This window comes from Rhizorhabdus sp. GW822-FHT03C02 (assembly GCF_058801765.1).
Window position 1 is genome coordinate 94,971 of sequence record NZ_JBXANN010000010.1, and the last position, 15,592, is coordinate 110,562.

14 protein-coding genes are annotated in these 15,592 nt (G+C 66.1%); 3 read left to right on the forward strand and 11 right to left on the reverse strand.

Annotation, left to right across the window (positions count from 1 at the left end; all coding sequences use genetic code 11):
• The first annotated feature begins 3 nt into the window (after positions 1-3).
• Entirely contained in the window at positions 4-309 is a 306-nt protein-coding gene (locus AC1RM6_RS21910; protein ID WP_493105126.1) for a DUF6665 family protein, read from the forward strand.
• Here AC1RM6_RS21910 and AC1RM6_RS21915 read toward each other — a convergent pair.
• The 6 genes from AC1RM6_RS21915 to putA all read right to left on the reverse strand — a co-directional run bounded on the left by AC1RM6_RS21915 (position 306) and on the right by putA (position 7,789).
• On the reverse strand, positions 306-1,904 hold the full coding sequence (locus AC1RM6_RS21915) for a cisplatin damage response ATP-dependent DNA ligase (RefSeq protein ID WP_493105128.1): 1,599 nt from the start codon (positions 1,902-1,904) through the stop codon (positions 306-308). The two genes, AC1RM6_RS21910 and AC1RM6_RS21915, sit on opposite strands and share 4 nt — an antisense overlap.
• A complete protein-coding gene (locus AC1RM6_RS21920) occupies positions 1,901-2,905 on the reverse strand; it encodes a ligase-associated DNA damage response exonuclease (protein ID WP_493105130.1) in 1,005 nt (334 codons plus the stop codon). The genes AC1RM6_RS21915 and AC1RM6_RS21920 overlap by 4 nt, the downstream gene beginning before the upstream one ends.
• Positions 2,906-2,940: 35 nt before the next feature.
• A complete protein-coding gene (locus AC1RM6_RS21925; protein ID WP_493105132.1) occupies positions 2,941-3,306 on the reverse strand; it encodes a hypothetical protein in 366 nt (121 codons plus the stop codon).
• 228 nt (positions 3,307-3,534) lie between these two features.
• Entirely contained in the window at positions 3,535-3,669 is a 135-nt protein-coding gene (locus tag AC1RM6_RS21930) for a hypothetical protein (protein WP_493105133.1), read from the reverse strand.
• A gap of 92 nt (positions 3,670-3,761) precedes the next feature.
• Positions 3,762-4,511 (reverse strand): prepilin peptidase, encoded by a 750-nt coding sequence (locus tag AC1RM6_RS21935; RefSeq protein WP_493105135.1) that lies wholly within the window; start codon positions 4,509-4,511, stop codon positions 3,762-3,764.
• Positions 4,512-4,690: 179 nt separating this feature from the next.
• Positions 4,691-7,789: a bifunctional proline dehydrogenase/L-glutamate gamma-semialdehyde dehydrogenase PutA gene (putA, locus tag AC1RM6_RS21940; RefSeq protein ID WP_493105137.1), complete on the reverse strand. Its 3,099-nt coding sequence runs from the start codon at positions 7,787-7,789 to the stop codon at positions 4,691-4,693.
• Between the two features lie 240 nt (positions 7,790-8,029).
• Between putA and AC1RM6_RS21945 the strand changes: the two genes are divergently transcribed.
• Positions 8,030-8,506 carry an Lrp/AsnC ligand binding domain-containing protein gene (locus tag AC1RM6_RS21945; RefSeq protein WP_493105139.1) on the forward strand — a complete coding sequence of 159 codons (477 nt, stop codon included), beginning with the start codon at positions 8,030-8,032 and terminating at the stop codon, positions 8,504-8,506.
• 4 nt (positions 8,507-8,510) lie between these two features.
• Here AC1RM6_RS21945 and AC1RM6_RS21950 read toward each other — a convergent pair whose 3' ends face one another.
• The 5 genes from AC1RM6_RS21950 to AC1RM6_RS21970 form a co-directional block, all read right to left on the reverse strand.
• A complete protein-coding gene (locus AC1RM6_RS21950; RefSeq protein ID WP_493105141.1) occupies positions 8,511-8,813 on the reverse strand; it encodes a hypothetical protein in 303 nt (100 codons plus the stop codon).
• Positions 8,810-9,646, reverse strand: coding sequence for an S-formylglutathione hydrolase (gene fghA, locus AC1RM6_RS21955; RefSeq protein ID WP_493105388.1), 837 nt, complete (start codon positions 9,644-9,646; stop codon positions 8,810-8,812). Before fghA ends, AC1RM6_RS21950 begins: the two co-directional genes overlap by 4 nt.
• Before the next feature lie 2 nt (positions 9,647-9,648).
• Positions 9,649-10,509: a formyltetrahydrofolate deformylase gene (purU, locus tag AC1RM6_RS21960; RefSeq protein WP_493105143.1), complete on the reverse strand. Its 861-nt coding sequence runs from the start codon at positions 10,507-10,509 to the stop codon at positions 9,649-9,651.
• Between the two features lie 10 nt (positions 10,510-10,519).
• Positions 10,520-11,632 (reverse strand): S-(hydroxymethyl)glutathione dehydrogenase/class III alcohol dehydrogenase, encoded by a 1,113-nt coding sequence (locus AC1RM6_RS21965; protein WP_493105145.1) that lies wholly within the window; start codon positions 11,630-11,632, stop codon positions 10,520-10,522.
• 107 nt (positions 11,633-11,739) lie between these two features.
• A complete protein-coding gene (locus tag AC1RM6_RS21970) occupies positions 11,740-14,319 on the reverse strand; it encodes a TonB-dependent receptor (protein WP_493105147.1) in 2,580 nt (859 codons plus the stop codon).
• A gap of 272 nt (positions 14,320-14,591) precedes the next feature.
• Between AC1RM6_RS21970 and AC1RM6_RS21975 the strand changes: the two genes are divergently transcribed.
• Positions 14,592-15,524, forward strand: a complete 933-nt coding sequence (locus tag AC1RM6_RS21975) for an alpha/beta hydrolase family protein (protein ID WP_493105150.1) — start codon at positions 14,592-14,594, stop codon at positions 15,522-15,524.
• Positions 15,525-15,592: the final 68 nt, after the last annotated feature.

The window sequence follows — 15,592 nt, forward strand, 5'->3', positions numbered from 1 at the left end:
GTCATGTCGTTTCGCCTGCCTCAAAGCCTCGGCGGTTCCGGCTCGGATGCCGTCGCCGCCATCGAACAGGCGATCGTCGCCGAAAAGGCGAGCTCGCTCGGCCATGCCGGCCGGTTGCTCGAACGCAGCCTCGCCGCGCTCGCCGCCTGTGGCGATCCCGCCGAACGCGACGCTCTGCTCAAGACTGCCGCCGACCACGCCCATGGCTTGCTGATCCAGCGCGAACTGTGCGGCCTGCGCAACGCCCAGGCGGTGATCGACGATTTTGCGATCCCGCGCGAAGTGCTGATCCGGATGGGGGTTCGCTAAGCGATCATTGCCCGCAGCGTGGCGAGCGTGTCGGCTTCGGCGGCCGGCTTGTCGCGGCGGATGCGCGCGATCCGCGGAAAACGCATCGCCACCCCCGATTTGTGGCGCTTGCTGTCATGGATGCTGTCGAACGCCAGTTCGACGACCAGCGTCTTTTCGACCTCGCGCACCGGCCCGAAGCGCGCGGTCGTATGGTTGCGCACGAATGCATCGAGCCATTTCAGCTCCTCGTCGGTAAAGCCCGAATAGGCCTTCGCGACCGGCAACAGCTCGCCATCGTCGGACCAGCAGCCGAAGGTATAGTCCGAATAGAAGCTCGACCTTTTGCCATGGCCGCGCTGGGCGTACATCATCACCCCGTCGATCGTCAGCGGATCGCGCTTCCATTTATACCAGAGCCCGGTTCGCCGCCCGGGCACATAGGGGCTGTCGCGGCGCTTGAGCATCACCCCTTCGATCGCCGCCTCGCGCGACGACAGTCGGATATCGCCAAGCGTCGCGAAATCGGCGACCGGGATCACCGCCGAGACGTCGAAGCGCGCCGGATCGAGCTGCCCGGCAAATGCCTCCAGCCGCGCCCGCCGCGCTTCCCAGCCCAGTTCGCGCAGATCCTCGTCGCCATCGAGCAATATGTCGTAGAGCCGGACGAAGGCAGGATAATCGGACAGCATCTTCGCCGAGACATTCTTGCGCCCGAGCCGTTGCTGGAGCGCGTTGAACGAGGCCGCCGAGCCGCCATGTTCGGCCGCCCCCTGCGCCTCACCCTGGACGAGGAGCTCGCCGTCGAGCACCGCGTGCACCCCGGCGCAGGCCCCCGCGATATCGGGGAAGGTCGCGGTGATGTCGTCGCCGGCGCGGCTATAGAGGCGAACCTCGCGGCCGGTGCCGACGATCTGGACGCGGATGCCGTCCCATTTCCATTCGGCGACATAATCGGCGAGATCGACCTCGCCATCCTCGAGCGGATGGGCGAGCATGAACGGGCGAAAGAACGGCGTGCCGCGCGGATCGGGCCGGGCGCCGCCCTGCCCCCAGGCGAACAGCGACGCATAAGGCGGTCGCAGCGCGTGCCACACCTCTTCGACCTGGTCGACCTCGAGCCCGAAGGCCTGCGCGAAGCCGGTCTTGGCGAGTCGCGCCGAGATGCCGACGCGCAGGCCACCGGTGGCGAGCTTCAGCAGCGCGAAACGCCCGCTCGCATCGAGATGATCGAGCATCTCGCCGAGCACCGCCGGCGCATCGGCACGCCCCAGGCGCATCAGCCGGTCGATCACGGCGGCGAGCGCCAGCGATCCGTCGTCGATCTCGGCAGGCTGGTCGATCCGCTTGGGCCAAAGCAACGCGACGGTCTCGGCGAGATCGCCGACATAGTCGCGGCTCATCGCGAACAACGCCGGGTCGACCCGCTCCTCGACAATCGCACGGATCGCGGCGGCCTTGACCGCGGGCAGGTCGAGATCGCCGGTCAGCGCCGCCAGCGCCCATCCGCGATCGGGATCGGGTGCGGTCCGCATATAATCGGCGATCAGCGTCAGCTTGGCGTTGCGCGAGCGGGTGTAGACGAGGCCGTCGAGCAGCTGGGAAAAGGCCCTCATCCCTCATCCTCGTCTTCATAGCCGACCAGCGCCAGCGCCCGCGCCTTGATCTGCTGGAGCCCGCACCAGTGGACCAGCGCCTCCTCGCGGCCATGGGTGACCCAGGTCTCGCTCGGCGCGACCTCGCGGATCGTCGCAGTGAGTTCGTCCCAATCGGCATGGTCGGAGATGACCAGCGGCAGTTCGACATTCTTCTGTCGTGCGCGCTGGCGCACCCGCATCCAGCCCGACGCCATCGCGCTGATCGGATCGGGCAGCCGTCGCGACCAGCGATCGTTGAGCGCCGACGGCGGCGACACCACGATCCTGCCGCGCATCTGATCCGCCGAAGCCGCGGTCGCGGGGACCAGTTCGCCCAGGTCGACGCCGAAATCACGATAGAGATCGCACATCCGCTCCATCGCGCCATGGATGTAGATCGGATCGCCATGGCCATGATCGCGCAGTTCGCGAATCACCCGCTGCGCCTTGCCCAGGGCGTAGGCGCCGACCAGCACGCAGCGGTCGGGCGCGGCGTGGAGAGCGCCGAGCAACCGGTCGATCTCCTGCCCGATCGGCGGATGACGGAACACCGGCAGGCCGAAGGTCGCCTCGGTGATCAGGATGTCGCATGGCGTCGGCTCGAACGGAGCGCAGGTGGGATCGGCACGGCGCTTGTAATCGCCGGTCACCACGACCCGTTCGCCGGAATGTTCGATCAGGATCTGCGCCGAGCCGAGCACATGGCCGGCGGGTATCCATGTCAGATCGACATTTTCCCCCTTATGCCCCAGCCGGACCGTCTCGCCATAACCAACCGGCGTGCCTTCGGTGGTGCCGTAGCGCAGCGCCATGATCGCCAGCGTTTCGGGGGTCGCCCAGTTCATGCCGTGCCCGCCGCGGGCATGGTCGGCATGGCCATGGGTGATCAGCGCGCGGTCGACGGGGATCGACGGATCGATCCACGCATCGGCAGGGCGTATATATATGCCCTGCGGGGAAGCCTCGATCCACTGTGCCATCACCTGCCAGACGTTAGCGCGTCCGGCTTGTTCCGTCAGCCCGCGCGACCGTCGCCATCGGGATAAAGGATATCGCGGACCGACCAGGCCGCCGCGGCGAAATTGGAGGGTCGACGCACGGCTTCCGTCGCGGGATGGGCCGGCAGCAACGGGTAGAGATCGCGTTCGACCTCGGCCAGGAGGGTCCGCAACCGCGCCATCAGCGCGACGATCGCGCGGCAATATTCGCCCCAGCGTGAGGCGCTCGGCCGTCCCTGCCAGCGATGGGCGTGCGCTAGAAAATCCTCATGGAAGGCATGAAGCCGTTCGCTCGCGCGCAGCGCCTTGCGGACGGCATCGGCGCGCGGATCGCTGATCAGCGGCAGCAGCACGCCGCTGTCGAGGTGCGACAGGAACAACATCAACTGGCGCGTGAAATCCCAGCGATCGTCGCTCTTCGCGACCCCACCCTCGGCGCAGCCGCCATCCGCGATCGCCTCGATCCGTTCGACGGCGGCGATCAGCCGGCGCTGCTCGACCAGTATTTCTGCACGGACATCGCCACATACCCCATCAAGGGGATACTTCTACCCGACCGATCGCACCAAAGGCTTAACGTCGCTACGCCGGCGAAACAAAAACGATATCGATCAGAGCGGCGATACGCCCAGGAATTTCAGCAATCCCAGCACCAGCAGCAGCAAGGCGATCGCGGCGATGATGCCGCCGATGTTCAGGCTGCTTTTCTCGACGACGACATGTTCGTCGCGGTTCACTTCGGCCATGTCTCTCTCCAGAACATATGATGACCAGTATAACGCGGCGATCGTTCGGGCTGTTCCCGTCCTTCCGGCTGCGGGGCCATGAATGCCCGGTGTCATGACATGGCCAGGCACCAGGTCAGCCACGCCGCTACGCTCAGGAACAGCCCCAGCGGCAAGCGCGACGTCGCCGAAACCCGCTGCCCCCGCGCCGCCAACAGCAGTGCCGCCGCCAGGCCGATCAGGCACGCCGCCAGCATGACCGCCGGCAAGGCCCGCCAGCCGAGCCAGGCGCCGATCGCCGCGAACAGCTTGGCATCGCCCGCCCCGAGCCCGTCGCGATGGCGGAGCGCGCGATAGGACAGGCGCACCAGTTCAAGCGCGGCAAAGCCCGCCGCGGCACCGATCAGCCGGTCGGCGAAAGGCGCGCCCACGCCGAGCCAGCCCATCGCCAGTCCGAGCAGACCGAGCGGGACCACGATCCGATCGGGCAACCAGAAATGCCGCAGATCGAGCAGCGCCAGCGCGAGCAGCCCCCAGCCGAAGCAAGCGCCAGCCAGCGCGGCGGTCGGCTCGGCAAGCAGGAAGGCCGATACGCCGATCGCGACGCCGGCCAGTTCCACCCACAGGTGAAAGCGGTCGATCGGCGCGCCACAGCATCGCGCCCGCCCGCGCTGCACGGCGAAGCTGAGCAAAGGGACAAGTTCGACCGGACCGAGCCGAACCCCGCAATGGTCGCAGCAGGACCGACCGCGCATCGCCGAGCGGCCTTCGCCCCAGCGCAGCACCAGCGCCGCGACGAAGCTGCCGACCACACCGCCCAGAATGGCCCCCAAGGCGATCGCCGGCAGGAAAGCCGCTGTCATGCTTCGTCCATATCCCTGTCACATGACCGTCATCGCGACCGTGCAAGGCCGCGCGTGGGGGCATCACATGGGGACGGGTCGATGCGCAATGACAGTTCGATCGGCTGCGGGCTGATCGCACGCATGATGATGATCGCCACGCGCAACGCCGCACAGGGCGATCCTCGAAGGACCGATGCTCAGAGGTTGAGCAAGGCCGGATCGCCGCCCTGCGCGGTGATGTTGACCGAAAGCGCACGCTCGGTCGCATAGCGCAGCAGCGCATGCGGGCCGCCGGCCTTCGGGCCGGTGCCCGACAGGCCTTCGCCGCCGAAGGGCTGCACCCCGACGACCGCACCGATGATCGATCGGTTCACATAGACATTGCCCGCCGGCACCAGTTCGCGCACCTCGGCGGCGAAGCGCTCGATCCGGCTGTGGATGCCCAGCGTCAGCCCGTAGCGCCGCGCCGCCAGCTTGCCCGCGACCTTCGCCAGATCGGCGGGATCATAGCGCACGACATGCAGGATCGGCCCGAACACCTCGCGCTCGAGGAAATCGGCCGAAGGGATTTCGGCGAGGATCGGCGCGAAATAATTGCCGCCGGCAGGCGCCGGGCATTCGTGGAGGATCTTCGCCTCGGCCTGCAGCCGCGCCCGGTGCTTCGCAAGCGCCGCCTTCGCATCGGCATCGATCACCGGGCCGACATCGGTCGCCGGATCGGTCGGATCGCCGATCACCAGCGCCTCCATCGCGCCTTTCAGCGTCGCGACCAGTTCGTCGGCGCTGTCGTGCGGCACGAACAGCAGCCGCAGCGCCGAGCAGCGCTGCCCCGCCGATCCGAAAGCCGACAGGACGACGTCGTCGACCACCTGCTCCTTGAGCGCGGTGGTGTCGACGAACATGCCGTTGAGACCACCGGTCTCGGCGATGAACGGCACGATCGGCCCGTTGCGTGCCGCGAGCGCGCGGTTGATTCCCCAGGCGGTTTCGGTGCCGCCGGTGAACGCGACGCCATCGATCGCCTCATGCGCGACCAGCGCCGCGCCGACCCTGGCACCATCGCCGGGCAGCAGCGCGAGCAGCGCCGGATCGAGCCCGGCCTGGTGGAACAGTTGCACTGCCCGGGTCGCGATCAGCGGGGTCTGTTCGGCGGGCTTGGCGAGCACGGCATTGCCGGCCGCCAGCGCGGCGACGATCTGGCCGGTGAAGATCGCAAGCGGGAAATTCCAGGGCGAGATGCAGGCGAAGATGCCGCGGCCCGCCAGTTCCAACTGGTTCACCTCGCCGACCGGTCCGGGCAGCGGCGTCGGCGCGCCGAACAGCCGCTCGGCCTGGTCGGCATAATAGCGGCAGAAATCGACCGCCTCGCGCACCTCGGCGACACCGTCGTTGAGGGTCTTGCCCGCCTCGAGCGAGAGCAGTGCGACCAGCGCGTCCATTTCGGCCTCGAGCGCATCGCCCATCGCCCGCAGCACGACCGCGCGACCGGCGCCGCCGATCCGGTTCCACGCCGGCTGCGCCTTGCGTGCGAGCCCCGCCGCGCGATCGATGTCGGCGATGCTCGCCTCGGCGGCATAGCCGATCACCCAGCCGCGATCGGCCGGGCTGGTGACCGGTTCCTGATGCGCCGCGACCAGCGCGCCGCCGACGATCGCCCCGGCGGTGATGCGTTCGCCCGCGACCAGCGTCGACATCCGCGCCGCGGCGGCGCGTTCTTCGACGATGCTGTAATCGCGGCCCAGCGGATTCTTGCGGGTCGGGCCATAGATATCGGCCGGCAGCGCGATCCGCGCATGGCGTTCGGGATGCGCCAGAACCGCGCTGACCGGATCGGCGACGACCAGATCGGCCGGCACCTTCTCGTCGAGCAAAGCGTGAACGAAGCTGGTGTTGGCGCCATTTTCAAGCAGGCGGCGGACCAGATAGGGCAGCAACTCCTCATGGCCGCCGACCGGCGCATAGGCGCGCAGCCGCAACTTGCCATAGCGATCCTCGGCGGCGCGGTAGAGCGCCTCGCCCATGCCGTGCAGCCGCTGATGCTCGATCGTCACCCCCTTCGCCGCCGCCATCGTCCGCACCGCCGCCAGCGTATGCGCGTTATGCGTCGCGAATTGCGGATAGAGCGCAGGCGATGCATCGATCAGCGCCTGGGCACAGACCAGATAGGACAGGTCGGTCGCCGCCTTGGTGGTGTAGACCGGATAGTCGGGGCGCCCCGCGACCTGGGCCTTCTTGATCTCGCTGTCCCAATAGGCGCCCTTGACCAGCCGCACCATGATCCGGCGGCCGGTGTCGGAAGCAAGTTTCGCCAGCGCCGCGATCACCTGCGGCCCGCGCTTCTGATAGGCCTGGACGACGACGCCGAGGCCAGTCCAACCGCCCAGTTCGGGCTCGCGCGCCAGCCGGTCGACCAGCTTGAGCGACAGCACCAGCCGGTCGGCCTCCTCGGCGTCGATCGCGAAATTGAGGTCGTGGCGGGCGGCGATCAGCGCGAGCCGGACGATGCGCGGATAAAGCTCGTCCCAGACGCGCGCTTCCTGGACCGCCTCGTAGCGCGGACAGAGCGCCGACAGCTTGACCGAGACGCCATGGCCGAGTTCGGGTCCGGCGCCCTTGCTCGATTTGCCGACAGCCTCGATCGCGTCGGCATAGATGCGCTCATAGCGCGCCGCGTCGGCTGCGGTCCGCGCGCCTTCGCCGAGCATGTCGAACGAACAGAGATAATCCTCCTTCTTCGACCGGGCGAGCGCGTCGCCGATCGTGCGGCCGAGCACGAACTGTTCGCCCATCATCCGCACCGCGGCGCCGACCGCCTGACGGATCACCGGCTCGCCGATCCGCGCGGTCACCCGCTTGAGGAAACCGCCGAGATCGCGCCTGGCCTGGTCGTCGACATCGATCAGCCGCCCGGTCAGCATCAGCCCCCAGGTCGAGGCATTGACGAACAGACTGTCCGACTGGCCGATATGGCTGGCCCAGTCGGCCGAACCGATCTTCTCGGCGATCAGCCGGTCGCGGGTGTCGGCATCGGGGGTCCGCAGCAGCGCCTCGGCGAGGCACATCAGCGCCAGCCCCTCGCGGGTGCCGAGCGAGAATTGCTGGAGGAAGCTTTCGACCACGCCCTGCTTGCGGGTCATGTCGCGCGCGGCGTCGACCAGTGCGATCGCCTCGGCCACCACCGAAGCGCGCGCGTTGTCGTTCAGCGGCTGGCGATCGAGCAATTGGCGGATGATATCGGCTTCGTCGGCATATTTGCCGGCGTCGATCATGTCCCAGCCCGAAATCCTGCTCGCCATCTCGCTCTCCAGAAGGGGGTTATGGTCCCGGCCGACAGGCAACGCATCGGCGGTAGATCGGTTCGGTAAGCGCCGTCGAGGGAACATTTGGGGGTGGGGGGCTGGCCCCTCGACGGCGCTCGGGATGAAACGGGGGGTATGACATCCCACTCGTTACCGAGTGATCGAGCGTATATTCCGCTTTATACCGAATGTGCTTCGTATTATTGCCATTGTAAGCGAAGTTACGGTGGAAAAATCATGACCGAGCCGAAATATCATCCGATCAACGACACCGATCGCCGCCTGCTGCGTGTGCTGCAGGAGGATGGCCGCATCACCAACCAGGGGTTGAGCGAGCGATGCGGCCTTTCTCCGGCCGCCTGCTTCGACCGGGTCAAGCGGCTGCGCGAGCGCGGCGTGATCACCGGTTACACCGCGCTGCTCGACCCCGCCAAGCTCGGTCAGGCGCTGATGATCTTCATCGAGGTCATGCTCGACCGCACCACCGACGATGTGTTCGCCGCCTTTTCCGACCATGTCCGCCGGGTGCCGCAGGTGCTCGAATGCCATATGGTCGCGGGCGGCTTCGATTATCTGCTCAAGGTCCGCGTCTCGGACATGGTCGCCTATCGCGCCTTTCTCGGCGACGTGCTCACCACCATGCCCGGGGTCCGCGAGACCCGGACCTATGCGGTGATCGAAGAGGTGAAGCTGACCACCCGGCTGGCCGTTTGATCGCTCAAGGCAGGACGATGCCGAGCGCCGTTTCGATCTGACGCCGGCTGTGCGTCCCCGATTGTAGCACCGCCTGGGCCAGCAGCATCAGCATCACCTCGTCGCCGACATGGACCAGCCGTGGAAAAGCCCGCTGCAGATCGGGCTCGAGCGTCGGCGCGAAAAAAGCGAGCTGATCGCGCAAATGGACATTCGTAGCGATGCCGCTGCTCTGGCGGAAATCCTGCCAGCGGTCAGCCATATGGCCGACCGCATCGTCGAGTTCGTCCGCCGCCCGGCGCGGGCGGATCGGCCAGAGCCATTTCACCCCAGCCGCTCCGCATGCCAGCGCAGATGGTCGGCCATGAAGGTCGAGATGAAATAATAGCTGTGGTCATAGCCGGGCTGGAGCCGCAGCGTCAGTTCGATGCCGGCATCGGCACAGGCGGCGACCAGCAGGTCGGGCTTGAGCTGGCCTTCGAGGAAGCTGTCGGCCTCGCCCTGGTCGACGAGCAGATCCTTGCGCCGCGCGCCATCCTCGATCAGCGCGACCGCATCATGCGCACGCCATGCCGCGCGATCGCTGCCGAGATAACCGCCGAGCGCCTTCTCGCCCCATGGCACCTGGCCGGGCGCGACGATCGGCGCGAATGCCGAGACCGCGGCGAAGCGATCGGGATAGGTCAGGCCGATGGTGAGCGCGCCATGCCCGCCCATCGAATGGCCCATGATCGACTGGCGCGCCATGTCGGCCGGGAATTCGGTAGCGACGATCGCCGGCAGTTCCTCGGTCACATAGGACCACATCCGGTAATTTGCCGCGAAGGGCGGCTCGGTCGCATCGACATAGAAACCCGCGCCGAGCCCGAAATCATAGGCGCCTTCGAGATCGTCGGCGACGCCTTCGCCGCGCGGCGAAGTATCGGGCGCGACGAGGATCAGCCCGAGTTCGGCGCAGGCGCGGCGATATTCGCCCTTCTCGGTGACATTGGCATGGGTGCAGGTCAGGCCCGACAGATACCAGACCACCGGCAGCGTCGCCCCCTCGGCATGCGGCGGCACATAGACGCTGAACACCATGTCGGTGCCGGTCGCCGAACTGCGGTGGCGATAGACGCCCTGGACCCCGCCGAACGCCAGCGCCGTCGAAACCGTTTCGATCGTCATAGAAATACCACCGTCCGGTTGCCGTTGAGAAAAAGCCGCCGCTCGCCGACCGCGTTGACCGCTCGGGCCAGCACCTGCGCCTCGATGTCGCGGCCGATGCGGATCATGTCGTCGACCGAAGCGCGGTGATCGACCCGCTCGACCGCCTGTTCGATGATCGGCCCCTCGTCGAGATCGGCGGTGACGAAATGCGCGGTCGCGCCGATCAGCTTCACGCCGCGCGCATGCGCGCGGTGATAGGGCCGGGCGCCCTTGAAGCCGGGCAGGAAGCTGTGATGGATGTTGATGCAGCGCCCTTCGAGCCGCGCCACGAAATCGGGCGACAGCACCTGCATATAGCGCGCGAGCACGAGCAGGCCGGCGCCGGCATCCGCCATCACCGCCTCGATCGCCGATTCCTGCGCGGCGCGGGCATCGGCGGCGACCGGCAGATGATGGAAGGCCAGGCCGTGCCACTCGACCAGCGGACGCAGCACATCGTGGTTCGAGACCACCGCGACGATCTCGACGCCCAGCGTACCGGTGCGCCAGCGGTGAAGCAGGTCGTTGAGACAGTGCGAACCCTTCGACACCGCGATCACCGCGCGCGGTCGGTCGGCGGCGCGGAACAACTGCCAGTCGAGGCCGAGTTCGGTGCCGACCGCGGCGAGACCGGCGCGCAACGCTCCGCCATCTGCGGAGTCGCCCTCATTCGCCTGGAAGACCACCCGCATGAAGAAACGGCCGGTCTCCAGATCGGCATATTGCTGGCTGTCGACGATGAACCCGCCGCGCGCGGCAAGGAAACCACTGACCCGCGCAACGATCCCCACCCGATCGGCGCAGGCGAGCGTCAATATCCAGTCGGACGGATTCATCGCCGCGCGATCAGAAGACGACGACCGATCGGATGCTTTCGCCGGCGTGCATGAGGTCGAAGCCCTTGTTGATCTCCTCGAGGCCCATGACATGGGTGATCATCGGGTCGATCTCGATCTTGCCGGTCATGTACATATCGACGATCTTCGGCACATCGGTGCGGCCCTTGGCGCCGCCGAAGGCGGTGCCGCGCCAGTTGCGCCCCGTCACCAGCTGGAACGGGCGGGTGGCGATCTCCTTGCCGGCTTCGGCGACGCCGATGATGATCGAGGTGCCCCAGCCGCGGTGGCAGGCCTCGAGCGCAGTACGCATCACCTCGGTATTGCCGGTGGCGTCGAACGTATAGTCGGCGCCGCCGTCGGTCATCAGCACGATCTTCGCGACGATGTCCTCGCGGCTCATGCCACGGGTGTTGAGGAAGTCGGTCATGCCGAAGCGGCGGCCCCACTCCTCGCGGTCGGGGTTGATATCGACGCCGATGATCTTGTTGGCGCCGGCCAGCCGCGCACCCTGGATCACGTTGAGGCCGATGCCGCCCAGCCCGAAGATCACGACATTGTCGCCGACCTGGACCTTGGCGGTGTTGATCACCGCGCCGACCCCGGTGGTCACGCCGCAGCCGATATAGCAGCTCGACTGGAACGGCGCGTCCTCGCGGATCTTCGCGACCGCGATCTCGGGCAGTACGGTGAAGTTCGAGAAGGTCGAGCAGCCCATATAATGGAAGATCGACTGCCCCTTGTAGCTGAAGCGGCTGGTCCCGTCGGGCATCAGCCCCTTGCCCTGGGTCGCGCGGATCGCGGTGCACAGGTTGGTCTTGCCGCTGAGGCACGACTTACACTGGCGGCATTCGGGGGTGTAGAGCGGGATGACATGGTCGCCGGGCTTGACCGAGGTCACCCCCGGGCCGACCTCGCGGACGATGCCGGCGCCTTCATGCCCCAGGATCGACGGGAAGATGCCCTCGCTGTCGAAACCGTCGAGCGTATAGGCGTCGGTGTGGCAGATGCCGGTCGCCATGATCTCGACCAGCACCTCGCCCGCCTTCGGGCCTTCGAGGTCGACCTCGACGATCTCCAGCGGCTTCTTGGCTTCGAATGCGACGGCGGCACGGGTCTTCATGGGCGGGGTCTCCTTGTCGCGGCTCTCGCTACAGGGTCGCCGCGCAAAGGAAAACCCCGCCGTCCTTGCGGACGACGGGGTCTTTCCATTCGGGCTTTGCGGAAGGCTTAGAAGCCGACCGAAACCGTGCCGCTGAAGGTGCGCGGCGCACCGACGAAGGCGAACGGCGCCGAGGTGTTGATAAGCGACCCCGAGAAGCCCGCGACGTAGAGCTTGTCAAAGATGTTGGTGACATTGACCTGGAAGAAAGTCGTGTCGTTGAGGCCCAGGAACTTGAGCGACACACGGGCGTCGGCATCGACAAGCGTGTAACCGAGCGCCTTGGCGCCATAAACCTGGCCCGCGCCCGCGATCACCACCGGCAGGTTCTGATCGTTGACATAACGCGAACCCGTCCGCTTGGCCTGAACGCCAAGCAGCACCGGCCCGAGGATACCCTCGACACGCGCACCGGCGGTGTAGATCGGCGAACCCGATTCACGCTTGCCCTTGGTCAGCGCGACCGTGGTCAAGCTCAGATCGACATTGTCGCGGATCTTCGACTTCAAGTACGAACCGAAGGCATAGATGTTGACCTCCGGGATCGGCTGATAGGCGATGCTACCGTCGATACCGTACTTATCGACCTTGCCGAGGTTCCGGTAGATCGAGATGGCGAGATCGCGATCATAAGCCGAGGCGAGACGATTGGTGAACAGCGTGTACCAGCCGGCAACCTGTGCCTGGATCTTGCCCGAACGATAGCGCAGACCGAGGTCGAAATTGTCGGTGACTTCGGGAACCGGATCGGCGCTGCGATCGGCGAAGCCCAGCGACTGGTAGAGATTGTCGGTGCCCGGAACCTGCAGCCCCTTCGAGTAGCTGCCATACGCGCTGATCTTCGGGGTGAAGTCATAGGTGAAGCCAGCCTGCGGCAGCAGCTTGTCATATTTGAAGGTGCGGCTGATCGGCGCGATGTAGGTCGGGTTGGCAGCGAGGAACACCGCCTGGCTCGCCGGATCGTTGAAGCAGTCGACGAAGGTGCCGCCGGCTTCGGTGACGCAAAAGTTGGTCAGTTCGCGCTTGAAGAACGGCGCACGCAGGCCAGCGGTGAGGACCAGCTTGTCGTCGAGGAACTGGCCGCGATATTCGCCCGAGACCTGATTGAGCAGCGCGATCGACTTGCGGTTGCGCTTCTGCATCGGCTTGCCCGACTTGTCGTTGATCGGGTCGTCGATCGGGAACGGATTGATCGTGTGGCCTGCATCATCGAGGAAGGTCACCGGACCGGTCTGGCGGTGGCGACCGCGATCATAGGAGTAGCTCACACGAACCGACTGGGTGTCGCTGAACTCGTAGCGCAGCGACGCGAGCAGACCGTAACGGTTGGTCTGGGTGTGGCTCGGGGCATAGACCTCGACGCCACGCGCAAGCGTTGCCGCCGAGCCCGGGGTTCCGCTGTCCATGGTGTCGCCATCATGATTGAGGTCGATCCCACCGAAATAGGGGGCGCCGCCGATATAACCATAGATCGGCGTAGTGATCGCAGCGAGCGTGCCCGTCGCAAGGCGGGTGAAGCTACCTTCATTGCCCTTGACCGCGCTGTTGCCACCATTGGCCTTGGTGTACTGGTAGCTCGGATCGACCGTCAGGGTCAGCTTGTCGGTCAGCGAGAACTTCGAGTTCACGCGGATATTGCCGGTGTCCGACGGATTGTAGCTATAGTCGAACAGGCTTCCGCAGATCACACTCACGCCCGCTTGGGTGGAGCTTGTCGGGGTATCGGGTGCGCCATTTACGCCCGGAGCCTGCTTACAAGGAGCCAGCGTATATTCGCGCTCGTCCTTCGTGGTCGGAAAGCGGTTGCCGGCGTTAGAGCCGACGAGTCGCGGACTCAGGTTCGTGATCGACTGGGTGCGATCGATACGCAGCGGGATCGACGAGAAGTTGCTGTTGCGGTTGCGGTTCCAATGGCCCGCGATCGCGACGAAATCGCCGCTGTCGCCGACCGGCTGGTACAGCTTGGCGTTATATTGCGTCTTGTCGGTCTTCGAGGTCGAATTGTAGGGATTATCCGCCTCGGCATGGCTGGCCGCGAAGAAGGCGCGGGTGCCGAACGGGGTGAAGGTGCCGGTGTCGATCACACCGAAGATGCGGCCGAAACCGTTCTCGCCGAGCTGCCCCTGCAGGCGGACGTGGAAATCCTCGGTTGGGTTGCGGGTGCGATAGTTGACGGTCGACCCCGAGGCCGACGCGGTCGGGCTGTCGATGTCGGTGGTGCCGAGATTGACGTTGACCTGCTCGATCAGTTCCGAATCAAGCTGCTGGTTCGAATAGAGCGCATAGTTGCCGGTATCGTTCAGCGGCAGACCGTCGAAGGTCTGCGAGATGCGGGTCGAGTCGAAGCCGCGGATCGTCAGCGTACCGCCCGACGAGCCATAAGCGTCGTTATTCTGGAAGCTGACGCCCGGCAGCATGTTGATGATGTCGTTGATCGTCTGGCCGGGGCGCTGATTCTTGATGAAATCCTGGGTCAGCACCGCCTTCGACTTGGCGCTGTCGGGTGCGACGACGCCGGCGACGCCCTTGTTGACGTTCGCGCCGGTGACGACGATCTCTTCCTGGAAATCGATCGAGCCGGTCGACTGAGCGCTGGCCATCGAGGAGGCGAGCGCAATCGTCGCGCAGCCAAGCAAATACTTCTTCATAGGTGTGACCCCCGTAAAATTTATCGCGGCATAGTTTTTTTGGCGTGGGTTGCCCCATGGAGACCCCTTAGCCTCCACGTCCGTCGCCCTATGCTGTCGTTCGATGACAGTTCTGCTACGGTCAAAAATGGCGCATCGCAACAATCGCGGGCAATCCAGCGAAAGCCAGGCACAGGAAGCTTTCGAATTCCTGAACATGTTGTAAATATGCCGCAGTGCGTTTCGGCGGCATAACCGCTTCCTCAAATCAGCGCTCGATATTAGGGTAGACCATGCGTTTTGTGCTGCTTCTGCTGGCTTTGCTGTCGCTTCCGGCGGCGGCGCGTGCGGCAATCCCGATCACGATGTGCGATGCCGTGTGGCTCGACGCGACGCGCGCCCGATCGGTGCCGGTGCGAATCCGCATCCCGGCGAGCAGCGGCAAGATTCCGGTGATCCTGTTCAGCCACGGCCTCGGCGGATCGCTCGATGCCGGCGCGATCTGGGCGCATGCCTGGGCCGAGGCGGGCTTCGCGGTGATCAACCTGCAGCATGCCGGCAGCGACAGCGCGATCTTCGGCCGCCGCGGCTTCCGGTCGGCACTGAGCAGCGAGCAGTTGATCGCGCGTGCCCGCGACGTCCAGTTCGTCCTCTCCGAGATGGCCCGCCGGCCGTTCGAGGGGCAATGCGAGCTGGCCCGGATCGACGAGCGACGGGTCGGCCTGGCGGGACACAGCTTCGGCGCGCAGACGGTACAGGCGGTCGCCGGCCAGAGCTTCCCGTCGCGGATCGAGCCGCCTTTGTTCGATCCGCGGATTCGCGCCGCGATCGGGCTCAGCCCGTCGCCGCCCTTGTTCGGATCGGCCGAAGCTGCGTTCGCAACGATTCGCATCCCCTTCCTGTCGATCACCGGCACCGCCGACGAGTTGCCGACGGTCACCCCGATCACGGCCCGCCAGCGGCAGGAGCCTTTCCGGCTGATGGCGCCGGGCGACAAATTCCTGCTCGTCCTCGAAGGCGGCACCCATGCGATGTTCGCAGGCCAGAATTTCCGCGGCATGATCGACGGCATCCCCACCCCGCATATCCGCGACACGGTGGTCGCGATCTCGACCGCCTTCTGGAAGGCGATGCTGGAGAACGACAAGCCGGCGCTGCGCTGGCTGCAAAATCCCGAAGGTGCCCGTGCGGGGCTGCCGGCAGGGGATCGGCTGGAAAGCCGATAAAAGGGATCAACGGAGCCAAAGGCTCCGCAAGGCCGACCGGCCGCCGCGCCTTGTTCGCGCGAAGCCAA